General features: G+C 67.5%; 16 protein-coding genes and 2 pseudogenes. 6 read left to right on the top strand and 12 right to left on the bottom strand.

All coding sequences use genetic code 11. The features are described 5' to 3' along the window. Position 1: 1 nt before the first annotated feature. From ABLE94_RS03670 to treY, 4 genes are all read left to right on the top strand, one after another. Positions 2-577, top strand: coding sequence for a TetR/AcrR family transcriptional regulator (locus ABLE94_RS03670; protein ID WP_348804044.1), 576 nt, complete (start codon positions 2-4; stop codon positions 575-577). Between the two features lie 45 nt (positions 578-622). Next, positions 623-2,833, top strand: a complete 2,211-nt coding sequence (locus ABLE94_RS03665; protein WP_348808070.1) for an acyltransferase family protein — start codon at positions 623-625, stop codon at positions 2,831-2,833. 100 nt (positions 2,834-2,933) lie between these two features. After that, positions 2,934-5,855, top strand: coding sequence for a glycogen debranching protein GlgX (gene glgX, locus ABLE94_RS03660; protein WP_348808069.1), 2,922 nt, complete (start codon positions 2,934-2,936; stop codon positions 5,853-5,855). Positions 5,856-5,858: 3 nt separating this feature from the next. Then, a complete protein-coding gene (gene treY / locus ABLE94_RS03655) occupies positions 5,859-8,165 on the top strand; it encodes a malto-oligosyltrehalose synthase (RefSeq protein ID WP_348804047.1) in 2,307 nt (768 codons plus the stop codon). A gap of 39 nt (positions 8,166-8,204) precedes the next feature. Here the strand turns inward: treY and ABLE94_RS03650 are convergent, their stop codons facing one another. The 9 genes and pseudogenes from ABLE94_RS03650 to ABLE94_RS03610 form a co-directional block, all read right to left on the bottom strand. Next, positions 8,205-9,182 carry a YfgM family protein gene (locus tag ABLE94_RS03650; RefSeq protein WP_348808068.1) on the bottom strand — a complete coding sequence of 326 codons (978 nt, stop codon included), beginning with the start codon at positions 9,180-9,182 and terminating at the stop codon, positions 8,205-8,207. Between the two features lie 45 nt (positions 9,183-9,227). Continuing rightward, positions 9,228-10,400: an MlaD family protein gene (locus tag ABLE94_RS03645; RefSeq protein ID WP_348804049.1), complete on the bottom strand. Its 1,173-nt coding sequence runs from the start codon at positions 10,398-10,400 to the stop codon at positions 9,228-9,230. Then, entirely contained in the window at positions 10,397-11,542 is a 1,146-nt protein-coding gene (locus ABLE94_RS03640) for an MlaD family protein (RefSeq protein ID WP_425476126.1), read from the bottom strand. Before ABLE94_RS03640 ends, ABLE94_RS03645 begins: the two co-directional genes overlap by 4 nt. Continuing rightward, entirely contained in the window at positions 11,539-12,600 is a 1,062-nt protein-coding gene (locus tag ABLE94_RS03635) for an MCE family protein (RefSeq protein WP_348804256.1), read from the bottom strand. The genes ABLE94_RS03640 and ABLE94_RS03635 overlap by 4 nt, the downstream gene beginning before the upstream one ends. Before the next feature lie 80 nt (positions 12,601-12,680). Further along, positions 12,681-13,661: pseudogene (locus ABLE94_RS03630) on the bottom strand (MCE family protein). A gap of 8 nt (positions 13,662-13,669) precedes the next feature. After that, the gene (locus ABLE94_RS03625) at positions 13,670-14,701 is read right to left on the bottom strand and encodes an MlaD family protein (RefSeq protein ID WP_348804050.1); all 1,032 of its coding nucleotides are present in this window, start codon (positions 14,699-14,701) and stop codon (positions 13,670-13,672) included. After that, a pseudogene (locus ABLE94_RS03620) lies at positions 14,698-15,998 on the bottom strand (MlaD family protein). The gene ABLE94_RS03625 and the pseudogene ABLE94_RS03620 overlap by 4 nt, the downstream one beginning before the upstream one ends. Positions 15,999-16,008: 10 nt before the next feature. Beyond that, positions 16,009-16,875, bottom strand: a complete 867-nt coding sequence (locus tag ABLE94_RS03615) for an ABC transporter permease (RefSeq protein ID WP_348804053.1) — start codon at positions 16,873-16,875, stop codon at positions 16,009-16,011. A gap of 1 nt (position 16,876) precedes the next feature. Further along, the gene (locus tag ABLE94_RS03610; protein ID WP_348804257.1) at positions 16,877-17,677 is read right to left on the bottom strand and encodes an MlaE family ABC transporter permease; all 801 of its coding nucleotides are present in this window, start codon (positions 17,675-17,677) and stop codon (positions 16,877-16,879) included. 326 nt (positions 17,678-18,003) lie between these two features. Here ABLE94_RS03610 and treZ point away from each other — a divergent pair, with 326 nt between their 5' ends. Beyond that, on the top strand, positions 18,004-19,860 hold the full coding sequence (treZ, locus tag ABLE94_RS03605; RefSeq protein ID WP_348804054.1) for a malto-oligosyltrehalose trehalohydrolase: 1,857 nt from the start codon (positions 18,004-18,006) through the stop codon (positions 19,858-19,860). A gap of 15 nt (positions 19,861-19,875) precedes the next feature. Here the strand turns inward: treZ and ilvA are convergent, their stop codons facing one another. Next, a complete protein-coding gene (gene ilvA, locus ABLE94_RS03600) occupies positions 19,876-21,294 on the bottom strand; it encodes a threonine ammonia-lyase IlvA (protein ID WP_348808067.1) in 1,419 nt (472 codons plus the stop codon). Between the two features lie 120 nt (positions 21,295-21,414). Here ilvA and ABLE94_RS03595 point away from each other — a divergent pair, with 120 nt between their 5' ends. After that, entirely contained in the window at positions 21,415-22,392 is a 978-nt protein-coding gene (locus tag ABLE94_RS03595; RefSeq protein ID WP_348804057.1) for an SMP-30/gluconolactonase/LRE family protein, read from the top strand. Here the strand turns inward: ABLE94_RS03595 and ABLE94_RS03590 are convergent. Next, positions 22,335-22,601, bottom strand: coding sequence for a hypothetical protein (locus ABLE94_RS03590; RefSeq protein ID WP_348804058.1), 267 nt, complete (start codon positions 22,599-22,601; stop codon positions 22,335-22,337). The genes ABLE94_RS03595 and ABLE94_RS03590 overlap by 58 nt on opposite strands. A 101-nt stretch (positions 22,602-22,702) precedes the next feature. After that, positions 22,703-24,370, bottom strand: coding sequence for a potassium channel family protein (locus tag ABLE94_RS03585; protein WP_348808066.1), 1,668 nt, complete (start codon positions 24,368-24,370; stop codon positions 22,703-22,705). Between the last annotated feature and the right edge of the window lie 39 nt (positions 24,371-24,409).

Genomic DNA, 24,409 nt, shown 5'->3' with positions numbered 1-24,409 from the left:
TGTGAGCAACTCCCGCGCCGACATCCTCGCCGCCGCCCGTGACGTGCTCATCCACCACAGCCTGGCGGATCTGACGATGCGCCGCCTCGCCTCGGAGGTCGGCGTCCGACCCAACGCCCTGTACTGGCACTTCCCCAACAAACAGACACTCCTGGCCGCACTGGCCGACGACCTGCTGTCGGAGGTCGCCCGCCCCGATCCGGCGCAGCCGTGGGACCAGCGCCTACGGGCCCTGGCCGTCGGAATGCGCGCGGCCCTGCTGCGCGTGCCCGACAGCGCCGAGGTCGTCTCCTCGAGCTGGGCCAGCGGCCTGTCCGACCGCGCGGTCGCCGACGACATCGCGGCCGCGGCCGCCGGCGGCGACCTGCACGAACGGGATGCACGCGCGGTCGCCACCGCCATCTGCCAGCTCGTCATCGGCCTGACCATCGAGGAACAGACCCGCGCCCAGATGGAACGGCTCGGCGTCACCGGCCCGTCCGGCCGCGATTTCGACACCGAGTTCGGCGACGGCCTCGAGGTGATACTCGACGGCGCGCGCCGCCGATCCGGAGCGCAGGTGCCCGCGGACCGCTAGCGTCGAGAGGCGACCACCGTCTCGACGAAAGCCGTTCCGCCCACCGTGGCTCGCACCACCTCTGCTCACCGCACCGATCTCGATGGCCTCCGGGGCATCGCGATCGCCCTTGTCGCGGTGTTCCACGTCTGGTTCGGCCGGGTGTCCGGCGGTGTCGACGTCTTCCTGACCCTGTCGGGCTACTTCTTCGTCGGCTCCCTGCTGCGCCACGCCATCGACGCCCAACAGCAGCCCCACATCACCCTCGGTGCCGCGGTCAACCCATGGCCCCGGCTGGCGCGCCTGGGCCGGCGGCTGCTCCCGGCGTTGGCGACGGTGCTCCTCGCCGTCCTCGTCCTGACGATCGTGATCCTGCCGCAGACCCGGTGGAACGCGATCGGACAGGAACTGACCGCGAGTGCGCTGTATTACCAGAACTGGTACCTCGCCCTGAACTCCCAGGACTACCTCGCGGCGAGCTCGGCGAACAGTCCGCTGCAACACATCTGGTCGATGTCGGTGCAGGGCCAGTTCTTCCTGGCGACCCTGCTGGCCGCGCTGGCAGGCACCGGCGCGATCGTTGTCGGTGCGCGCTTGTTCGCGCCGCTCGCACGGCCGGCGACGATCCGGACGATCGTCGGCGTCGCGGTACTCACGGTGGCGGTCGTGTCGTTCTGGTGGGCGACGATGCGGATGGACGTCAATCAGCAGTGGAACTACTTCGACACCCTGTCGCGACTGTGGGAACCGCTGGCCGGCGGACTGCTGGCGGTGTGGATGCCGACCTGGCGGGTCTCACGATGGCTGCGGACCGTCGCCGCTGCCATCGCGCTCACACTGATCCTGACCTGCGGGTGGTGGATCGACGGCGTCGCCTCCTACCCCGGCCCGTGGGCACTCGTTCCGGTCGGCTCGACACTGGTGATCATCTGGGCGGGAGCCGCGCAGCGCCCACCACGCGGACGGCACGCCCGCGTCGACGACTCACCGCCCCTCCTCAGCCGGGCGCTCGCCTCACCCTGGCCGGTGTGGCTGGGCGCCATCGCCTACTCGCTGTACCTGTGGCACTGGCCGCTGCTGATCTTCTATCTCTCGTGGCGCGGCACCGATCACGCGTCGATCCTCGCCGGCGCCGCGGTGCTGACCGCCTCGGTGATGCTGGCGTGGCTGACCAAGCGATACATCGAGGATCCACTGCGTGAAGGTTTACTGCGGAACGAACGACCGGTGCACGAACGACCGGTGCACGAACGACGGGTGCACGGTGACCCGTCGCGTCGCGCCACCTCAGCGCGACGTCGCCATCTCGGCTACGCCCCGGTGCTGGCGACGGTACTGGTGATCCTCACCGTCGCCGGCGGAGTCGGCGTGCGCCTGTGGTCGCAGCACGTCGCCGCCGTCCACGTCGACACCGCCGATCTCGACCCGCGGCTGTATCCGGGAGCCCGGGCCCTGCTCGACGGCGTTCCGGTGCCGGCCGTCGAGCCGCAACCCAGCCCGCTGGAGGTCATCGAGGACTTTCCGGCGACCTCGACCGACGGCGTCATGAGCGATTTCGAGGATCCACGTATCCACGTCGGGGTATACGGCGACCCCACCGCCCCACGGACCATCGCACTGGCCGGTGGATCGCACGCGGAGATGTGGATCACCGCCCTGGATCTGCTGGGGTCACGGCACCACTTCAAGGTCACGACGTACCTCAAGATGGGATGTCCCCTGTCAACGGAGCGGACACCCCGACTGCAGAACGGGGTGCCCTACCCGCAGTGCCGCGACTGGTCGCGGCGCGTGGTCGACCGGATCGTCGCCGACCGCCCGGACGCCGTGGTCACCACCTCGACCAGGCCGCGTGTGGGTGCCCCCGGCGACGTCATGCCGTCCACCTACCCACCGGTGTTCGAACGTTTCACCGACGCCGGCATCGAGGTGATCGGACTCCGCGACACCCCGTGGCCGCACGGCCCCGACGGTGCGATCGACACCCCGACCTGCCTGGCCGACGGCGGGACCGCCGACACGTGTGGGACCGACCGTGCCGAGGCACTCGACCGGATCGACCCGGCGGCGGGATACGCCCAGCGCAACCGCCGTTTTCACGCCCTCGACCTCTCCGACGGCCTGTGCGACGCGAACCGGTGTCCCGCGATCGTCGGCAACATCATCGTCTACAAGGACTGGCATCATCTGAGCGCCACCTACGTCCGCAGCCTCACCGACGGTCTGGGCCGCCGGCTGGGCCGCGCCCTGCCCTGGACGACCGATCACGATCCCTGATCGCGCAACTCGGGAGTCCCGATTGGGACGGGTATCACGTACGCCCGGACGCAGACCGTTCCGAGATGAACGCCGACACCATCGCGACTACTGTCGTGGAATGAACTCACCGAAGGTGGAGACGTCCGCACCATCCACCGGCGATGACCAGGCAGCGATGACCGGGCAGGCCGCCGCAGCCGAGGATCCCAGCGGCGACGCGCTCGACGCCGAGCAGGTCACCCCGCCGACCGAGGACGAGACCGCGAGCGAATCGACCCGGCCCGAGCCGGAATCCGCCCCGGCAGAAGCCGCGGCCCCAGAAGAAACCGCGGTCCCGGACGCCGAACCCACTCCCGCACCATCCCCCGAACCCGCCGCCGTCATCACGGACACCCCGACGACTGCCGCACCGCTGAGCACCAGCACCGCACCCCACCCGACCGAGAGTCCGGTCAAGGCACCGGAGCAGGCCGAGCCGCTGGTCGCCCCCGAACCCGATCCGATCGACGTCTGGCCGGGGCAGGCCTACCCGCTCGGCGCCACCTACGACGGGGTGGGCACCAATTTCTCGTTGTTCTCCGAGATCGCGACGGCGGTCGACCTGTGTCTCATCGACCGCGACGGCAACGAGCGCCGCATCCGACTCGAGGAGGTCGACGGGTACTGCTGGCACTGCTACCTGCCCAACGTCGGCCCCGGCCAGTTCTACGGATACCGCGTACACGGCCCCTACGATCCGGCCAACGGTATGCGGTGCGACCCGAGCAAATTGCTGCTCGACCCGTACGGCAAGGCTTTTCACGGCGAGTTCGACGGTGACGCATCGCTGTTCTCCTATCCGTTGCCCGGCACCGACCCCTCGGCGACCGAGGAGATCCCCGTCTACGACCCCGGAACACCGGTGTCGGTGGATGCCGATCAGCCTCCCGCCTCCGACGAGGCCGCGGAGGTCGGGGGACCGTTGAGCGTGGGCGACGAGGCGGACGTCACGACTTCCGCAGGTGACGACGCGGGCGACGCCCCGGCCGAGACGCTGAGCACCACTGCCGACGACACCGATTCGGCTGCAACGGAAGTCGACGACCCGGCGGTCGACGGCAACACCGATGACGCGACGGACGACGACGACACCACCACCGACGACGAGACCACCGCCGACGAGGCGACCGCGCCCGACGTGGTGATCGAGACGGCGGATCCACCGGTGGCACACGAGGAGATCGTCGAACCCGAGCCCGCCATCCCGCCGACGCCGGAATACCACGACCCCGAGCCGAGTCCGTCGATGCCCCAACTCGATTCGCTCGGTCACACGATGCTGTCGGTGGTCATCAACCCGTTCTTCGACTGGCAGAACGATCGCGCACCGCGCCTGCCCTACCACCAGACCGTCATCTACGAAGCCCACGTCAAGGGGATGACGGCGACCCATCCGGGCATCCCGGAGAACCTCCGCGGCACCTACGCGGGACTGTCACATCCGGTGATCATCGATCACCTCAAATCGCTGGGTGTCACCGCCATCGAACTGATGCCGGTCCATCAGTTCATGCAGGACTTCGTGCTGCTCGATCAGGGGCTGCGAAACTACTGGGGGTACAACACCTTCGGGTTCTTCGCCCCGCATGCCGACTACGCCTCGAATCACGCACAGCCGGGCAGCGCGGTGACCGAGTTCAAGGCGATGGTACGGGCGTTCCACAAGGCGGGTATCGAGGTGATCCTCGACGTGGTGTACAACCACACCGCCGAGGGCAACCACCTCGGCCCCACCGTCGCATTCCGCGGGATCGACAACGCCGCCTACTACCGCCTCGTCGACGGCAACGCCGAGATGTACATGGACTACACCGGAACCGGCAACAGCCTCAACGGACGTCATCCGCATACGCTGCAGCTGATCATGGACTCGCTGCGGTACTGGGTGCTGGAGATGCACGTCGACGGTTTCCGCTTCGACCTGGCGTCGACGTTGGCGCGAGAACTGCACGACGTCGACCGCCTGTCGGCGTTCTTCGATCTCGTGCAGCAGGATCCGGTGGTCAGTCAGGTCAAGCTCATCGCCGAGCCGTGGGACGTCGGGGAGGGCGGCTACCAGGTCGGCAACTTCCCACCGCTGTGGACCGAGTGGAACGGCAAGTACCGTGACACCGTCCGCGACTACTGGCGGGGTGAGCCGGCCACCCTGGGCGAGTTCGCCTCCCGCCTGACCGGATCGTCGGATCTGTACGAGGCCACCGGGCGCCGACCACTGGCCAGCATCAACTTCGTCATCGCACACGACGGCTTCACGCTGCGGGACCTGGTGTCCTACAACGAGAAACACAATGAGGCCAACGGTGAGGGCAATCGCGACGGGGAGAGTCACAACCGTTCCTGGAACTGTGGCGTGGAGGGCCCCACCGACGACCCGGAGATCCTCGAGTTGCGCGCCCGGCAGCAACGCAACATCCTGGCCACGCTGTTCCTGTCGCAGGGCACCCCGATGCTCGCCCACGGCGACGAGATCGGCCGAACCCAGATGGGTAACAACAACGTCTACTGCCAGGACAGTGAATTGTCGTGGATGGACTGGACTCTCGCGGAGGAGAACGCGGATCTGCTCGAGTTCACCCGGCGGGCGATCGCGTTGCGCACGGCCCATCCGGTGTTCCGGCGCCGCCGGTTCTTCGCCGGCAAACCCATCCGCTGGGGTCATCAGTCGCTCGACATCGCGTGGCTGACCCCGTCGGGTCAGGAGATGACCACCGCCGACTGGGACAGCGGATTCGGCAAGAGTCTCGCAGTCTTCCTCAACGGCAACGGGATTGCCGAGAAGGACGAGCGGGGTGAGCGCATCCTCGATGACCACTTCGTGATCTGCCTCAACGCCCACTACGAGGACATCGAGTTCACCCTGCCTTCGATCCTGCGCCCCGGCTGGCACGGCGTACTCAACACCGCCAGCCCGACCGGCGTGTCGGATCTGGAGTCGGTCGGCGGCGGAAGCACGTTCGCGGTGCGTGCCCGATCACTCGTCGTCCTGCGAAACAAACGCTGATCGATGGTCACGCGCCCGGAACCGATCGCCACCTACCGTGTCCAACTGACGCCCGATTTCGGATTCGCCGACGTCATCGGAATCCTCGAGCACATCGCCGACCTCGGCGTCAGTCACGTGTACCTGTCACCGATCGGCACGGCCATGCCCGGCTCGACGCACGGCTACGACTGGGTTCCACCACCCCAGGTGGCACCGGAACTCGGTGGGCGCGAGGGACTTCGGGCACTACGGGCGGCCGCGTCGGTACTCGGGCTCGGAATCGTCATCGATATCGTCCCCAATCACACCGGAGTGGCGGTGGCCCTGCGGAATCCGTGGTTCGCCGATCTGCTGCGCCACGGTGCGGGATCACGCTATGCGACGTACTTCGACGCCGATTTCTCCTCCGACAACGGCGCCGACGGGGCACTCGCACTTCCGGTGCTCGCCTCCGACGGCGACCTGACGCCGCTGACCGTCGACGCGCACGGCATCCTCCGGTATCACGACCACGCCTTCCCCACCGCCCCGGGCACCCTGGGCGGAACACCCGCGCAAGTGCATGCGCGCCAACACTATCGGCTCGTTCCGTGGGACTCGGGCCTCATCGGGTACCGACGGTTCTTCACCGTCAACGAACTCGCCGGTCTCCGCCAGGAGGACCCCGCGGTGTACGACGCCACGCATGCGTGGCTCCGGGATCTCCTCGAGGCCGATCTGATCGACGGTGTCCGCGTCGATCATCCCGATGGCCTGTGGGATCCGATGGGTTACCTCGAACGCCTCCGCGGCGACATCGGCGCCGATCGACTGCTCTACATCGAGAAGATCCTCGCCGCCGACGAGGCGCTCGAGCCGACGCTGCCCGTCGACGGCACCACCGGTTACGACCAGTTACGGGTCATCGAGGCGCTGTTCACCGCCCCGTCGGGCATCGTCGAACTCAGCGAGATCCACGAACACGTCACCGGGGTGGCCGGTGATGCCCGGTGGCTGCATGCGACCGAACGCAGTCGCAAGATCACCACCTTGGCGACCATGTTTCCCGCCGAGCACCGACGTCTCGTCCGTGCCATCACCCATTCCGATCCGAGTGTCGATGCGGCGTCGGTGGCCGATGCGGTCGGCGAACTCATCGCCGACCTCGGCGTGTATCGCGCCGACTACCCGTCGTTGCGGTCCCGCCTGGTCACCGCGGCCGACGCGATCGTCGCCCGACGCCCGGACCTCGCCGACTCGATGGCGCTGATCATCCGCACCACCGAGACCCCGGGTGCGGCGACGTCGAGGTTGGCCCAGACCTGTGGTGCGGTCACCGCCAAGAGCGTCGAGGACAGCCTGTTCTATCGCACCGCACGGCTGGTGTCCGCGCAGGAGGTGGGTGCCGATCCGGCCGATCCGGCGTTGTCCCTGCACGATTTCCACCGGCACAACGTGACCCGTGCGCAGCAGTGGTCCCGTGCCATGACCGCGAGCTCCACCCATGACACCAAGCGCGGCGAGGATGTCCGCGCACGCATCGCGCTGCTGGCGCAGGTCCCGGAGCGATGGTCGATGACCATCCGCCGGATCTGGGCGGCGACCCCGCCACCCGACGACTTCACCGGATACTTCCTGCTGCAGAACATCATCGGCGTCTGGCCGACCGATGGCGCGGTGACCGACGAACTGCGGACCCGACTCGTCGACTACGCCCGCAAGGCGTCACGCGAGGCCGCTCTGAAAACCACCTGGACCGAGGTCGACGAGCAGTTCGAGTCGGCACTGTCCACCTGGATCGACACGATCACCACCGGCGAGCCCGCCGAGGTGATCACCGGGCTGGTCTCCCGGCTGGCGTCGGCGTGGGAACAGGAGTCCTTGGCGCGCAAGGCCATCGCCCTTCTCGGCCCCGGGGTGCCGGACATCTATCAGGGCACCGAGTGGTTCGAGGACTCGCTGGTCGATCCCGACAATCGACGACCGGTGGACTACCGCCGCTCGACCGACCATCCCAAGGTCCGACTCGTACAGGCCGCGCTCGGTGTCCGGTCGACCCATGCCGCCGCGTTCGGACCGGATGGCGACTACCGGCCGATCCTGGCCGAGGGCCCGGCATCGGATCACGTGATCGCGTTCGGCCGCGGTGTCGCCGGGGACGCCGACCCTCGCGTGATCGTCGCGACGAGTCGATTCACCCACAGTCTGCTGCCACCCGACGGCGCGAAGACGATGCTGACGCTGCCGCCGGGCGACTGGGTCGATGCGGTGTCGGGCGCCACCCACTCCGGCTCGGTCAGCATCGCGGATCTCCGTGCCGTCGCGCCGGTGGCGATCCTGACCCGCTGATCGTCCCTGACCCGTTGCTCGCCGGCCGCGGCGCGCCCGCTACCCGGCCGGGGTCGGGGCAGGCGTCTCGGTCTGGGTCGGGGCCGGTGCCGGTGCGCTCGAGCTCGGCGTGGATTGCCCCGGCAGGGACTGCGACGGATCGACGACGCCGCTCTTCTCACTTCCGGGCGGCCCGCTGAAGTCCGACACCAGCCAATTGCCGTCGACCTTCTGGAGGTCGAGGATGAAGATCATCAGGCGGGTCTCGCCGTTGGGGATCTGCGCCGATCGTGCGGTCACCTCGGCCATCACCGTGGTCTTGGCGGTGTCGGTGTCGAAGGATGCCACCGACGACGACACGATCTTCGAGGTCGCCTCGATGGCGAGCGCCTGACTGTTCTGCTCGGTGGCGGCGCGATCCTGTTCCAGCCGGGACCGCAGAGCCCCGGTCGACAGCGGACCCAGGATCTCCTTGTATTTGTCGGTGTTGCCCGGGTTGATCGTCGTCACCAGCTGCGTCACGAACTGCTCGGACACCTGCTTGGACGCGTCAAAAGCCTTGAGTCGCTGTTGATCCGAGTAGTACAGCCATCCGAGTACCGCCACTCCGGCGATCAGGGCGGCCACCACGATCGCCCCGAGCACGCGCAGCAGCGAGCGCGAGGACAAGGTGATCGAGAACTCCTTGCCCTTGCCCGTGCCCTTGCTGGTGTCCCGGTCGGCGGGCGCCGACGACGGGACCGTGTCGGCAGTCGACGTCTCGAGGTCATCGGCGGCAGCGTCGGAATCGGCGGCGGCGACGCCCTCGGCGGCCGGCGACGTGCGCTTGGCCTTGGCGGTCTTGGACCGCGGAACGGGTTTACCCTGCGCCTTCGTCAGGGATGCCGTCGCCTTCGAGACCTGCTGTGTCGGCGAGCCGTCGGCGTCACCGGTGTCGGCATCTGTGGTGTCGGGGTCTGTGGTGTCGGCGTCACTGGTGGTGGTGTCGATGGTGGGGTCCCCGTCGTTGTTCTCGCCGTCGTTCTTCTCGCCTGTCATGCACAGCTTTCCGTCCGCACGATGGATGTCACTTGTTCTCGGGGATCACTTGTCCAGCGGAACCGTGCGCGCATTCGGGTCGTAGTTCGGTGGCGGCCCGGCGGTGTCGTCACCCGGCGGTCGCGGTGCGTTCGCCGAGCCACGGATCTGCTGGTTGGGATCCTCGGTGACACAGTACAGATTCGTCGGAACGGTGAGTTCGAGGATCTTGGTCGGCCGCGTCGGCGTGATCGGGTAGTCGCAGTAGGGCCGCGGATAGATCGACCCGAATGCCCACCAGGCGCCGTCGTGGAACATGCTCAGGCTCTTGATCGATGCGTCCCGGATCGAGGGCAGCAGATTGACGATCGCCGGCGCCCGCAGCGCACCCTGATGGGCGATGTCGCGGAACTGGCCGAGCAGATCGGTGAGCGGGTCCTGCATCTCGTTGAATGACCCGGTGAGGCTGGTCAGCTGCTGCGGGCCCTTGCCCAGCAGGGTGCGGATCTCCCGGTCGGAGGCCACCGCGGCGTTGACGATCTCGCTGGTGGCGTTGACGGTGCCGGCGAGGTCCGGCTGGATCTGTGCCGTCGTCTGCAAGATGGTGCCGGTCTGCTGGATCAGCTTGGTGGTCTGGGGCAGCACCCGGTACAGGTCGGCGAAGATGGTGCCGCCCGCGTCGAAGAGCACCCGCAGGTCATTGGTCTCGCTGTCGGGGTTGAGGGCGACGTCGAGGTTGTCGACGACGACGGTCAACTGTGTCGGGTCGATCTGGTCGATCACCCCCAGCGAGGTCTCCAGCAACTGCGGGAACGGCACCGTCGTCTGCGTCTGGTTGACGTTGATGGTGTCCCCGTCGGCCAGATACGGGCCGTCGGCGGTGGCGGGCTGGAAGTCGACGTACTGCTCACCGGCCGCCGAGAGTCCCAGCGCCGCAACGATCGTGTTGCGGTTGATCTTCACGTCGTCGTCGATGGACACCTTCACCTGCACCGAATCCGGTTGCACGTGAATGGATTCGATGTCACCGATCTCCACTCCGCGCAGGGTGACCCGCGAGGTGTCCTGCAGACCGCCGGAGACCGGGAAGTTGATCGTCAGGCCGTAGTGCCCCTGGAAGGGCTGCCACCGCAGGGCACCGAAGGCCAGGTAGGACAGCCCCAGCAGCATCACCCCGATGAGGGCGAGGTTGCCCAGCAGCACCGAGTGCTTACGGAGAAAACCGAAGATCCCGCTCATCCGCAGCACCCCTGTGTGGCGGTGAGGCGGGCGATCAGACGTTGCAGCGTCTGCTGCAGCGACTGACCGGCCGAGTCGAGATCGCCGAGTTCGGGAAGTCTACTGGCCGAATCGAATCCGGCCCCCGGATTGAGGTAGTACACCTTCGCCGACAGCGCCGCCGCACTGGAACTGGTCGCCTTGACCCACTTCGGGGTCAGCACCGCGAGATTGTCGGCGAGACCGCCGAGCGTGGGTGCCGCGGTGTTCAACTGGGCCAGGACGTTGGCGAGATGATCCACCAGGTCGATCAGGTTCTGACGATCGTTGGTGAGGAAGTCGTTGGTCGCCGCCGTGACGGTGTTGGTCTTGTCCAGCGTCGTCAGGATGAGCTGCATCTGATCGTTGATGACGTTGAAGGCCGGTGCCAACTTGTTGATCGACGCCATGATCTGGGCGCGGCCGTCGGACAACTCGGTGGTGAGGACCCGCGTGTTGGCCATCGACCGGTCGACGGCCGCGGCGTTCTGGTTCAGCTTCACGATCGCGGTGGTCATCCCCTCGATGGCGCCGTTGAGCTCCTGCGGGTCATCGGGACTCGTCGAGACGGCCGCACTGAGCTCGGTGAGGATCTGTTGGGTCGACCCGAGCGATCCGCTGTCGACGAGTCCACTGATGCTGATCAAGAGGTCCTCCACCGTGGCGGCCGCCGACCGTGGGCCGGTGAGGGTGTCCCCGTCGGCCATGTAGCGGCCCTGCGCCGCCGCGGGCGGCAGCAACGCGACGAAGACGTCACCGAGCGGAGTCGCCTGGCGCAGTTCGGCTCCGGTGCCGACCGGGACCTTGGCGCTGGTGCTCACGTCCATCGTCACGATGGCCTGGTAGTTGTCGGCGCGGATCCCGGTGACCTGACCGACGTCACTGCCGTAGAGCTTCACCTTGGCCCGGGTCGGCAGATTGAGCGCGTTGTCGAAACTCGCGGTCAATTCGATGGTCTCGCCGAGGTTGCCCGGTGCGGGCAGCGGGATCTGTTCGACGGTGAGGCCGGGAAGCACACCGCAACCCGACACCGCCAGCATCGCCGCGACGATGCCGGTGAGCAGGGACTTGCGGGCCCAGCGGCGGCGCCGGGCGACGTCGGGCGACCAGAGGCGGCGGCTCATTTGCTCAACTCCAGTAGCCCGTTGAAGATCCCCAGGTCCGGACCGAAGTCCTGGAGCTGGCCGGTCTGACATCCGTTCTTCTGCAGATTGATGGCCCGGCAGAACTGGGACAGCAACTGGGTGTCGATCAGCGACTTGTCCAACAGCACCTGCGCGCGCCACGCCCCCTGCTCCGCCGACACCGAGTTGCTCAGGTTCTGGAACAGCAGCGGCCCGAGGTCGATGGTCTCGACGACCTGTCGGGAGAAGTCGCTGAGGTTCTCGGCGAGTGCGGCCAACCGCGCCGAGGACGCACTGATGGTCCCGCTGTTGTTGCGCAGGAACTCCGAGGTGTTGAGCAGCGCCTGGTTGAGGTCGCCGAGGGTGGCCACCAGACCCGGCGACTGCCGACCCAGCATCTCGCTCACGTCGTTGATGGAACTCGAGAACGCCTTCATCTTGGGATAGTTCGCGACCAATGCGGCGGTGAGTGTCTGCACCGACTTGATGATGTCGACGAGGCCGTCACCGTTGCCGGAGACGATCTGCGAGGCACTCCCCAACTGGTCGATGGCCTCCTGGAGGCGTTGCCCGTTGCCCTCGGTGATGCCGGTGGTGATGTCCATCAGGTCGGCCACCGGGCCTTCGCCGGGGGCATCGCCGGACAGCGAGGTGACCAGCTTGTCGACGGCGTCGAACAGATCACCGGCCGAGACGGGGCTCAGGCCCTCCTTGCGCATCACCGCGCCGTCGGCGAGTTTCGGGCCACCGGTGTAGGCGGGGGTGAGTTCGATGTGGCGGGTCGTCACGATCGAGGTGTTGACGATCGCGGCCTGCGCATCGGCCGGGATCGGCACGTCCTTGTCGACGGTGAAGGTCACCTTGACGCGGCTGCCCTGCTGTTCGATCTTGGTGATCTGGCCGACCGGCATGCCCAGCACCGCAACGTCATTGCTGGTGTAGAGACCCGCCGTGTTGGGAAAGTAGGTGCTGATCTCGATGGCCTGATCGGCCGCGACGGTCCAGCTCGCCGGGATCAGCGAGCATCCCGACAGCGCGCCGACGGCGACGAGGATCATCGCGATCAGGGTCGCCGGGCGCTGACCGGTGCGCCGACGTGCGGCGCCGTCCGCGCTCACACCCGTCTGAACTGTGTCGGTCAGCATCCGTCCACCACCCGTGCCAGGCAGAGCCAGTTGTCCGGGAAGATGCCCCAGGGCAGGTAGCCGTTGGCGTAGGGGCCGTCACCGATCACGTTGTTGGTCAGGCGCGCGGTCACCGGCAACACCTCGAGCATCTTGCGCAGGTTGTCGCGGTTCTTTTCCAGACCCTGCGAGATGGTGTTGAGGTTGGCCATGATGGGCGCGAACTGGTTGGCGTTGTCGGCGGCGACGAGTTGGGCCTGCTCGGTGATCTGGGCGATGCCGTCGAGCAGTTGGGTGACCAGCGCCTGCCGGGCCACGATCTTCTGCGCCAACTGCGCCCCCTGCCCGACGATCACCGCGAGTTAGGTCTGGGAGTCCTCGACGATCGAGGTGACCGACTTGGTGTCGGCGACCAGCTGATTGATCTGGTCCTTGCGGTTGGTGATGATCTCCGACATCTGGGTGAGCGCATCGAGGGTGGGTTTGGTGACCGCCGGAGCGCCCGCGAGTTGGGTGTTGAGCGTCTTGATGCTCTGCGCGAAGTCCTCGTCGTTGACACCCTGCAGGATCGGGGTGCCCTCCTCGATGGTCTTGTTCAGGTCATAGGGCACGCGCGTTTCCGTGATCACCCCGTCCTGTGCGAGGTCCGGCGAATTGCCCAGGGACACATCGATGTAGCGCTGCCCGAGGAGCGTCGACATCTTGATCTCGGCGGAGCCGTTGGAGGTCACCACGACGTCGTTGTCGACCTTCATCACGATGTGGACGTGATTGCCGGCGAGTTCGGTGCTGGCCACCTCACCCTTGTCGATGCCGGCGACGCGGATCTTGTCACCGGGCCGGATTCCGCCGGCCTGGGCGAAATCCGCGGTGTAGGTCTTCTTCCCGAGGTCGGCCTCACCGATCCCGGTGATCGCGAGGATCAGCACGACGATGACGATCGCACCGCCGAGGCCGTACCAGAGTCGGCGGTTGCGGTCGAAGCTGCGGCGCATGCGGCTTCTCATCGGCACACCACCGAGTGTTGGGTGCCGCCGATCTTGTTGATGATCCCGGGCGGGAACAGCACGTCGCCGATCGCGATGTCGAGGTCACACGCGTAGATGTTCAGGTAGGCGCCCTCTCCGAGAACCAGCGGGAAGTGTCCGAGGAAGATCGGCAGGTTGGTGGCCAGTCCGTCGAGTTTGGCGCCCTCCCCGATGAGGGTGGCGGTCGCCTGATTGGCCGAGGTCGCCGCCGCGGCGAGGTTGCCACTGGTCTGCGTGAGCACGTCGGCGAATCCGGATGCGGTCTGACCGATCTGGGTGACCGCGGTGCCCAGGGCCGCCGAGTTCGAGTTGAGGTTCTCGATCACGGCCTTGAGGCTGTCGATCAGCGTGCTGACCTGATCTCCCTGGCGGGCGAGGTCACGCAGTACTCCGCTGAGATTGTCGATGATCGCGCCGATGACCACATCACGGTTGGACATGTCGGAGGCGAACTTGCCGACCTGGGCGACGGTGTAGGACAGCGACACCGTGTCGCCCTGGAAGGCCTGGACCAGACCGTTGGACAGGTCGTTGATCTGCTCGGGCGTCAGCGTCTCGAATACCGGCTGGAATCCGGCGAGCAATTTGGTGACGTCGAAGGAGTCCTCCGACGGCTGCTCGAGTGCCGATCCCACCGGTAGCGGTTGTGCGTCCCCGTCGGCGAGACTGAGCGCGAGGTAGCGCTGGCCGATCAGGTTCTGGTAGCGAATGGCCGCCTTGGTGGTGGTGTACATCGGCTGATTGGTCTGGACCTCGAAGGTCACCTTGGCGCGGCCGTCGTCGAGGTCGATCGAACTGACCCGGCCCACCCGCACGCCGGCCATGCGCACGTCGTCACCGCTGGCGAGGCCGGACGCATCGCGGAAGTAGGTGGTGTACCCGTGGGTCTCACCGGGTACCGACCGCTCCAGCGTCGAGTAGATGATGTAGGTCAGCAACAACGCGATGACCGCGAACAGCGAGAAGCCGATCAACGGCTTACGGATGGTGGTGGCGCCCGCGCTCATCGCCCGCCTCCGGTCTCGGTGGACACCGTCTGCACCAGCGGCCCGAGCATCAGGGTGTCGGCGGCGGTCGGCGTGCGATTCAGTGCGGCACTCAGGGTCCGGTTGTCGGCGGCGGTGGTGACCGAGGCCGGGAAGGTCATCTGACGCATCCCACCCTGCGGGTACACCATCAACGGACCCGAACTGGTCGGGCCGGTACCGGTACCCGGACCGACGCACCCCGGACCGCGGGTCTGGCCGTACGGTCCACCGTTGTACACCGGGCAGTTCTGTCGCGTATAGCGTTGGAAGGCCGAGAAACTCACCCCGATGTTGAGCTGTGGGTGCCCGTTCACACCGGTGAACACGGTCAGCACCCGGGCCGCCAGATTGTTCAACGCGGTCAGGGCATACGGCAGCGAATTCGGCTCGTACACGGCCGCACCGAGCATCCGGTTCGCGTCGGCGACGACCGCCTTGCCGGCATCACCGTTGGCGGCGAACAGCGCCTGGATCTCGTCGGTCAATCCCTGCCCGGCCGACAGGATCGCCGTCAGATTGTCCCGGTTCTCGGTGACCGTCATCGCCGGGATCACGCTGCGGCCCAGGGCGTCGAGCAGCTCCGGCGCCGATTCCGACAGGCCGCGCACGGAGTTGTCGAAGTTCTCGAATCCCGACGGCGCCCCGGGTGGGAACTGCGCGTTGAGGGTCTTGAAGTAGTTGTCGAGAACGCCGACGAACAGCCCGAATGTCTGGCCGCCGCCGTTGAGGGCGTCGGCGATGGTGCCGAGGACACCGGCGAGTTGTTCGGGCGGGACCGCCTGCAGCAAGGTGCGCAGCTGATTCTGGGCGTCCTGCAGTTTGATGGTGGGCAGCGACGCGTCGGCGGGGATCGACGCACCGGAGGACAGGTGATCCGACGACGCATTGGCCGGCGGCACGAGTTCCACCGAGTTCACGCCGAACAGATTCGACGGGACGGTGCGGGCGGTGACATTGGCCGGGATGCCCTCGGCCTGCTCGGGCAGCACGTCGATGTCGACCTGGCGAAGCGCGATGCCCTTGGCGCCCGTCTCGTCGGAGGCCTGCACACCTTTCACCTGCCGACGATGAATCCGTTGTAGCGGACGTCGGCGCCGGTGGTCAGCCCGTCGCCGACGTCGGTGAGCTTGGCCGAGACCGACACCGTCGAGGTGAACACGCCCTGATACCGCATGAACAGCAGCACGAAGACGATGACGAGCACGATCAGAAACGCCAGCCCACGCAGGAAGTACTGCACGAGCGAGGGGTTGCGGCCGTCGGTGGCGATCAGCATCGGTTCCCCCTCATCCCGAGATCTTGATGCCGGGTGATGTTCCCCAGAACACCAGCGTCATGACCAGATTCGCGAAGACGATGACGATGATCGCCAACCGGATCGCGTGTCCCGCGGCGACGCCCACCCCCTCGGGTCCGCCCGAGGCGAAGTACCCGTAATAGCACTGCATGAAGGTCGTCAGCAGCACGAAGACCACGACCTTGATGAAGGAGTACAGCATGTCGGTGGACAGGATGAACGAGTCGAAATAGGCGAGATAGTCGCCGGCGCCCTTACCGCTCTGCAGCTGGTACATCACCTGGCAGGCAAGGTAGTTGGCGGCCAGCGAGACCGAGTAGAGCGGGACGATCGCGAGTACCGCCGCCGACATCCGGGTGGTCACCAGATACGGCAGCGGACGGATCGCGATCGATTCGAGCGCGTCGATCTCCTCACTGATCCGCATCGATCCCAGCTGGGCGGTGAAGCGGCATCCCGACTGGGCGGTGAAGGCGGTCGCGGCGAGCAGCGGGGCGATCTCACGGGTGGTGGCGAAGGCCGAGAGGCCACCCGTCACCGGGGAGATACCCAGCAGGTTCAGCGCCGTGTAGCCCTCGATGCCGACGGTCGCGCCGCCCATCACGCCGAGGATCACCATCACGCCGACGGTGCCGCCGCCGACCACGATCGCACCGTTGCCCCAGGCGACGTCGGCCAGCAGCCGCCACACCTCCTTGCGGTAGTGGGTGAACGCGATCGGCACCGCGCCGATCGAGCGCACCAGGAAGGTGATGAGGTGACCCATCTGGACCAGCGCGTCGCGCGGACCCTCGTAGACGACCTTGGTGGCCGCGAGCGGCCGCAGAACGGGGGGTACGTACCGGGAGGCGGCCATGTCACACCACCTTCGCCGGGACGAGGATGGCGAACAGCTGGGTGAGCACGACGTTGACGGTGAACAGCAGCAGCACCGAGTTGACGACGGCAGCGTTCACCGAGTTCGCCACGCCCGCCGGACCACCCTTGGTGTTGAGGCCGCGGTCGCAGGCGACCACCGCCACGATCGCACCGAAGATCACCGACTTGGCCAGCGCGAACGACAGATCCGAAACCCCGGCGAAGGACGCGAAGGTGCCGGTGTAGCTGCCCGGGGTGCCGCCCTGGAAGTACACGTTGAAGACGTAACCGGTGATGAATCCGACGAAGCAGACGAAGCCGCAGAGCAGGAAGCTGACCACCATGGTCGCGAGCAGTCGCGGGGAGATGAGGCGTTGTACGGGATTGACACCCATCACGCGCATCGCGTCGATCTCGTCGCGGATGGTCCGGGAGCCGAGGTCGGCGGCGATCGCCGACCCGACCGCACCGGCGAGCAGCAGCGAGGTCACCAGTGGGGCACCCTGCCGGATGACGCCCAGGCCGGTGGCCGCACCGGAGAACGACGTCGCACCGATCTGTCCGGCGATGTTGCTCACCTGGATCGAGACGATGACGCCGATGGGTATGGCCACCAGGAACGTCGGGAAGACCGAGGTGCTGGACATGAACGCGCACTGGCGGATGAACTCGCCGAAGGGGAACCGTCGTTTGACGATGTCCTCGACGAGCACCTTGAAGACCTCGACGAACATGGCGAGCTGACGACCGAAGGTATCGAAGCTGGCGACGACGTGGTCATGAAACCACGAGGACACCATCCCCCGCCGTTTCGGCGGCGCCTCCTCACCGTGCGGCGAGGCCTGCGTCTCTGTGCTCAATACCCGTCCCTGCATCGTCCGAATACCATCGCGCCCCCCATGGCAGGCGTGGCCCGCAGTAATATACAGCACCCCGCGCCACCGCTTATGCAGTTGGTCACAGCACGCCTGGCCTGCGGTGATCCGCCGAACCCAATACCTTGAAGCGGGTGAACGAACAACGGTCCGATCGCCCGGCGAGCTGTCACCCTCATGTGGACGACGTCACAATAACTGGGACGGACGACCAAAGTCATCCGAAACACACGAAACGGCCCGACAGTTTTGTGTCAGGGTTCGTCGCGTCGCCGTTCGCTCCCCCGCGCGTCCCGGCCGACATCCGGGTCTGGGCACCGGCCGCCGACCGGCTGACCGCGGTGTTCACCGGGCCGGGGGCCGGTACGGATGCCGGCTCACCGCCGCGCGTGGAGGTGCCGATGGTGCCCGACGGGCACGGGTGGTTCCGGATGGACGCGGCGTCGGTGGCCGGACTCGACACGGCCGGACTCGACACGGGGGGACTCGACACGGCCGGACTGCGGTATGGCCTCCTCGTCGACGATGCGACGACGCCCATCCCCGACCCGCGCTCGACCCGGCTGCCCGACGGGGTGCACGGCCGCTCGGCGTTGCACGTCGTCGACGAGTCGATCTGGCATGACGCGCAGTGGGCGGGGCGCAGCGTCCGCGGGGCGGTGATCTATGAGATGCACGTGGGTACGTTCACCCCGGACGGCACCCTGGACTCGGCCATCGACCGGCTCGATCACCTGGTGGAACTGGGCGTCGACTTCGTCGAGCCGTTGCCGGTGAATGCCTTCAACGGCACCCACAACTGGGGCTATGACGGCGTCGGCTGGTATGCGGTGCAGGAGAGTTACGGCGGCCCTGACGCCTTCGCCCGATTCGTCGACGCCTGCCATACCCGCGGCCTCGGGGTGGTCCTCGACGTCGTCTACAACCACCTGGGACCGTCCGGGAATTACCTGCCGGACCTCGGTCCGTATCTGGGTGCCGGGTCGACCGGGTGGGGTGCCTCACTCAATCTCGACGGACCGGATTCGGACGAGGTGCGACGCTACATCCTGGGCAATGCCCTGCGCTGGTTCAGCGAGTTCCACGTCGATGCGCTGCGACTCGACGCGGTGCACGCGCTCGTCGACCATCGTGCCGTTCCGCTCCTGGAGGCCCTGGCGATCTCCACCGATGCGCTGAGCGAGGAACTGGGCCGGCCGCTGTCGCTGATCGCCGAGTCCGATCTCAACGATCCCCGGATGATCCTGCCGCGCTCGGCGGGCGGATACGGATTGACCGCGCAGTGGGACGACGACATCCACCACGCCATCCATACGACCGTCTCCGGCGAGCGGCAGGGCTACTACGCCGACTTCGGCAGTTACGCAGCGCTCGCGAAGGTGCTGCGTGGCGGCTTCTTTCATGACGGCACCTATTCATCGTTCCGGCGCCGACACCACGGCCGGCCGATCCCCGACCAGGTTCCGACCACCGCGCTGGTCGCCTACACCTGTGATCACGATCAGATCGGCAATCGCGCGGTCGGTGACCGGCCGAGCGCGTACCTCGACGGCGGGCAACTGGCCATCAAGGCGGCGCTGGTGCTGTTGTCCCCGTACACCCCCATGCTGTTCATGGGTGAGGAGTGGGCGGCCGACACCCCGTTTCAGTTCTTCACCTCGCACCCCGAACCCGAACTCGGCGAGGCCACCCGCAACGGACGCAGGTCGGAGTTCGCCGAACACGGGTGGGATGTCGACGACGTCCCCGATCCGCAGGACCCGCAGACCTTTCTGCGGTCGAAGCTCGACTGGTCCGAACTCGACCGGGATTCCCACGCCCGGATGTTGCGGTTCTATCGGGCGCTGATCGCACTGCGAAAGCAGGAACCGACCTTCGCCCGCGACGACTTCGCCTCGGTGCGAATCGAATTCGACGAACAGGCCGGCTGGTTCGCGATGCATCGGGAACCCGACTGGTCGGTGGTGGCGGTCCTCGCCGACCACGAGGTCACCGTGCCGATCGCCCTGCATCCGGTGTTGTCGTGGGAGGCGCCGACAGTGACCGACGAGGGGATCGGCAGCAGCGGGCACAACGTGATCGTCGGTCGGCGTACGCCGTCGCAGTGACGCCGGCGGCCCGAATCAGGTCAGGTAACGATACGCCGGTGAATCCGGTTCGAGCCGTTCACAATTGAGTCGCGAACGGTCCATCCGGTCCATCAGGCCGGCGAGGCCGTCGGGACTGCCGAGTTGTACGCCGACCAGCGCGGCCCCGGTTTCCCGGTTGTTGCGTTTGACGTACTCGAACAGGGTGATGTCGTCGTCGGGTCCGAGGACCTCGTCGAGGAAGCGGCGCAGCGCCCCGGGTTCCTGGGGGAAATCGACCAGGAAGTAGTGCTTGAGACCGCGGTGCACCAGCGACCGTTCGATGATCTCGCCGTAGCGCGACACGTCGTTGTTGCCCCCGGAGACCAGGCAGACGACTGTCGCGCCGGCGGGCAGATCCAGCTTCGCCAGACCGGTGACCGCCAGTGCTCCGGCGGGTTCGGCGATGATGCCCTCGTTCTGGTAGAGATCGAGCATCGTCGAACAGATCGCACCCTCGTCGACGTGGGTGATGTGCGCGGCACCGGGCCGCAGCGTCACCGGCTCGTCCGGGAGCACCGGGACCTTCGGCGCGGGGCCCAGCAACGGATGCGCGGTCACCGACGACCTCAGATCCGCCATCACCCGATAGCCGAGGGCGCCGATCCGCTTGACCGATGCCCCGTCGACGAACGGGTCGATCTCGTCGAGGGTCACCGGTCCCCCGCCGGCCAGCGCGGCGGCCAGCGACACCGCACCGGTCGGTTCGACGCCGACGATCGTGCTCGACTCCGAGATCGTGTGCAGGTAGGTGGCGATCCCGGCCAGGCAGCCCCCGCCGCCGACCGGGGTGACCATGACGTCGGGCGCGCCGCCGAGCTGCTCGACGATCTCCTTGGCGATGGTGCCCTGCCCGGCGGCGGTGCGCGGATCGTCGAAGGCGTGGATCCAGGTCGCACCGGTGCTCAGCACGTCACCCTGCGCGGCGGCCGCCGCCGCGTCGTAGGTGTCACCCACCGCATGCAGCTCCACGAATTCCCCACCGTGCCAGAGGATTCGGTCGCGCTTCTGCTTGGGTGTGGTGGTCGGTACGTAGATCCGCCCACGCACCTGCATCGACCGGCACGCGAAGGCGACGCCCTGGGCGTGGTTACCGGCGCTGGCGGCCACGACTCCCCGCGCGCGTTCATCCTCGGACAGCTGCGCCATCACGTTGTAGGCGCCGCGAATCTTGTACGAGCGCACCGTTTGCAGGTCCTCGCGCTTCAGGAAGACCTGGGCGCCGACGAGATCACTCAGCCGCGGAGCCGGTTCGAGCGGGGTGCGCGCCACCGCCGGCGCGATCCGCTCGGCGGCCGCGTCGATCGACGCAACCGACAGGGCGGGTCCGGACGGGACCGCTCCGGACGGGGCTGCTCCGGATGTGGCTGTTCCGGATGTGGAACCGGTGTCACGCGACGTACTCACGCGTTCCATCGTCTCACTGGGCCGGCGCGCCCGTGCGCGCGGCGGGTCCCACGCCGACCCTGGTGTCTCACCTCGCGGCGTGCCTACACTCGCAATGGGTAACGTCCATCACACCCGCGAGGAGCCCGCATGCGACTGCGTCACCGGAACCGAGTTCTCCGCCGAACCGCGATCGCCGTCGCGGCCGGCGCCACCGCACTGACCACCATCGTCGCGACGGGCAGCACCACCGCACAAGCGGCACCGCTGTGCCCGGGGGCCTCACCCGCCCGGTTGGTCGGGACGGTGCCCGGGGCGGCGCTGGAGGGCCTGACCGTCGATGGGCGCGGCCGACTCTACACCACCGACCTCATCAGCGGGCAGGTGTTCCGACTCGACGCCCCCGGATCGCGCGCGGTACCGATCGCGCGGGTGCCGGCCGGCGGCGCCGGTGCGCTCGCCTGGACCCCCGACGGCACCCTTCTCGTCGGGTACGGCGCGGATCCGCGGGTCATCGTCGGCGACGCGCTGCGGCCGGGTGCCATCGCACGTCTGAACACCTCCACCAACGTGCTGCGGCCGTGGGTGGGCGGACTGTCGGCGGCCGACGGCATGGCCGTCGCGGGCAACGGCGTCGTCTACGCCACCAACGACTTCGGGAATCTGATCGGGCGGGTGTCCCCCACCGGGGCGGTCAACCCGACGTGGGGTTCCCTGCCGAGCGCCAACGGCGCGGTCCTCGGCCGGGGCGACCGGTGGTTGTATGTCTCGCGGACGTTCACCAATCCGGGGGTGAGCCGCATCTCGACGGCCAATCCCCGCGTGGTGCAGAGCCTTCTCACCCTGGGCGGTGGCGATGCCCTGGCGGCGCCCGACGGCCTCACACTCGACTCCAAGGAACGGCCGATCGTGCCGTTCAACGCCGCCGGACAGATCGTGCGGGTGACCTCACCCGGCAGCTATTGCGTTCTGGCGCAAGGACTTCCGCTCTCGAGCGTGGTCAGCTACGGCGGCGGGAATCGCGGCTTCTCGGCAGGGCGCCTGTTCCGCGCCGGCTTCGACGGCCGGATCTATGAGATCCCGGCCGGGTTCGATCCGTCCGCACCCATGCCACTGGCAGCGCGGTAACGCCCGATCCACCACGTGGAGATCAGGACCACGCCCGACACCCAGGCGGCGGTCTGCATCGAGGTGAACACGGCCAGGCTCAGCACGGCGGCGAGCACGGCGGCGGCGACGGCCTGCAGCTTGTAGACCGGCCAGTCGGTCCCGGCGATGTCGACGGTGGGCACCGCGCGCCGCGAACGGGGCTGCATGGTCTCGATCATCGCTGTCATCGATACTCCCGGAACATCAGACTTCGGCTGCCGTCGCAGTCGATATTAGCATCGTCGGCAAGAAAGTTTCGGTCAGCCGAAACCTTGCCGGGGTGTGACCTTCACTGCCGACGGCGAAGGGTGTCGAGCAGTTCGTGATACGGGCCGACGAGATAGGCGGTGTCCTCGGCGCGCAACCGGTCGTCGCGGCGCGGATGCAGGATCGCGCCGGTGTGGCGATCGATCGCGATGACCCGGGTGAGGGTGGGCAGCTCCGCCATCGAGATCCCGTCGAGGGTGCTGCCGCGCCGCACGAAGACCCCACCGACCATGAAGGAGCGTTGCCCCACCGAGAACGTCGAGATCACCTGCAACCCCAGTGCCGCGCCGATGAACCAGGGTGCGGCGAGTTCGACGGTGGAACGGACGTTCTCGAAACCGAAGCGGTGGGCGACGGCGGAACCGAGGGTGTGGTCGAAGACCCGGAGCACGACGGGCACACCCCGTTCGGCCGACGTGTTGCCCCACCGCTCGCCGAGCGACTCGCGGGCGATGATCCCGGTCTCGATGTTGATCATGTCGTCATGGGTGAGCACCGCGACCGCTCGCGCCCGGCCGATCCGGGCGTCCTCGAGGGTCTGACGCAGGGTGGCGTCCCCGAAGATGACCGGCACGTCGGCCGCCGCGGCGGTCGCCAGGAAGCGATTGTCGGTGCTCGACTCGATCGCGACCACATCGTGGCCGGCCGCGCGCAGATCGGTCGCCACCCGGATGCCGAAGGAGCCCAGACCCACGACGATGACGTGCTCGCGCATCTCCCGGGCGCGACGTTTGCCCGCGGATTGCCCGATGCGCCGTGACAGCAGGACGTCGGCGACGAAGGCCATCAGGACCGCGGTCGTGGTCACACCGGCAAACATCAGGCAGATGGAGAACAGCCGCAGCCAGACCGGCTGATCGACGAAACTGAAGTCGCCGTAGCCGACGGTCGCGATGGTCTCGGTGGAGAAGTACAGCGCGTCGACAAAGCTCATCCCCGGTTTGTGATAGGTGAAACGCAAGAGCAGGGTGGCTCCCAGCAGCAGTGTGAACGACGCCCCGAGTGCGCGGAACAGGTTCGGATTCACATCCTCGAGGAAACCGCGCAGCGCGCCGACCCCGCGCACCGGCAACGGCGGTCGCCGCCGACGGGCCGGATTCGGTCTTTCCCATGCGATCCCGGCGACCGCGAGATCGTCCGAGGTTCCGATGACGGCCACACGATCGCCGACGCCGACGTCGAGATCGCGACCCGGGCAACACACCACGCTCTCCGCGGCGTCGTCCCCGCCGGCGATCACCGCCACCGGGGCCAGGTCGCCGTACAGGTCACGCAGCGTACCGGCGGAGGGTGCGTCGGTGACGGCCATGATGAACTCGGTGCCGGCGACGGAGATGGAGTGGGTGGTCCGCGACAGGCATGCCTCGACGACCGACGGCGCGGCGAGTTCGGCCACGTCGAGCACCGCGCCTGGTCCGTTGCCCGCCGTCACCGCCTCGCGCAACACCTGATTGGACATGTTCACCACGACGCGCGCCGTCGTGCTGTGCTGCCGGGCCAGCAGCGCGAACTCCAGATTGACCGCGTCGTCGGATCCGGCGCACACCACCGCCAGGGCCGTGGCGACGTCGGCGGTGGACAGATCCGCCGGGGTCGCCACGGTGACGACGCGTACGCCGCTGCTCGAGATCTCCTCGGCGATGCGGACACTCAGCGCGTCGTCGCCGTGCACGATGATGTGACCGGGCATCTGATGAGGGTAATCAGCGCGCGGCCACCGCGCCGGTCG

It is taken from the genome of Gordonia sp. VNK1, assembly GCF_040049135.1.
Lineage (GTDB): Bacteria > Actinomycetota > Actinomycetes > Mycobacteriales > Mycobacteriaceae > Gordonia > Gordonia oleivorans.
The sequence above is the reverse complement of the archived record's forward strand: the minus strand, read 5'-3'. Positions and strand labels throughout refer to the sequence as shown.

Bases quoted from the DNA above. Each gene is read 5' to 3' on its own strand.
- ABLE94_RS03640 (WP_425476126.1), bottom strand. From the start codon at position 11,542: ATGAGCCGCCGCCTCTGGTCGCCCGACGTCGCCCGGCGCCGCCGCTGG.
- ABLE94_RS03595 (WP_348804057.1), top strand. From the start codon at position 21,415: ATGCGACTGCGTCACCGGAACCGAGTTCTCCGCCGAACCGCGATCGCC.
- ABLE94_RS03615 (WP_348804053.1), bottom strand. From the start codon at position 16,875: ATGGCCGCCTCCCGGTACGTACCCCCCGTTCTGCGGCCGCTCGCGGCC.
- treY (WP_348804047.1), top strand. From the start codon at position 5,859: ATGGTCACGCGCCCGGAACCGATCGCCACCTACCGTGTCCAACTGACG.
- ABLE94_RS03625 (WP_348804050.1), bottom strand. From the start codon at position 14,701: ATGAGCGCGGGCGCCACCACCATCCGTAAGCCGTTGATCGGCTTCTCG.
- ilvA (WP_348808067.1), bottom strand. From the start codon at position 21,294: ATGGAACGCGTGAGTACGTCGCGTGACACCGGTTCCACATCCGGAACA.
- glgX (WP_348808069.1), top strand. From the start codon at position 2,934: ATGAACTCACCGAAGGTGGAGACGTCCGCACCATCCACCGGCGATGAC.
- ABLE94_RS03650 (WP_348808068.1), bottom strand. From the start codon at position 9,182: ATGACAGGCGAGAAGAACGACGGCGAGAACAACGACGGGGACCCCACC.
- ABLE94_RS03645 (WP_348804049.1), bottom strand. From the start codon at position 10,400: ATGAGCGGGATCTTCGGTTTTCTCCGTAAGCACTCGGTGCTGCTGGGC.
- ABLE94_RS03610 (WP_348804257.1), bottom strand. From the start codon at position 17,677: ATGGTGTCCTCGTGGTTTCATGACCACGTCGTCGCCAGCTTCGATACC.
- ABLE94_RS03590 (WP_348804058.1), bottom strand. From the start codon at position 22,601: ATGACAGCGATGATCGAGACCATGCAGCCCCGTTCGCGGCGCGCGGTG.
- ABLE94_RS03585 (WP_348808066.1), bottom strand. From the start codon at position 24,370: ATGCCCGGTCACATCATCGTGCACGGCGACGACGCGCTGAGTGTCCGC.
- ABLE94_RS03635 (WP_348804256.1), bottom strand. From the start codon at position 12,600: ATGATCCTCGTCGCCGTCGGCGCGCTGTCGGGATGCTCGCTGATCCCG.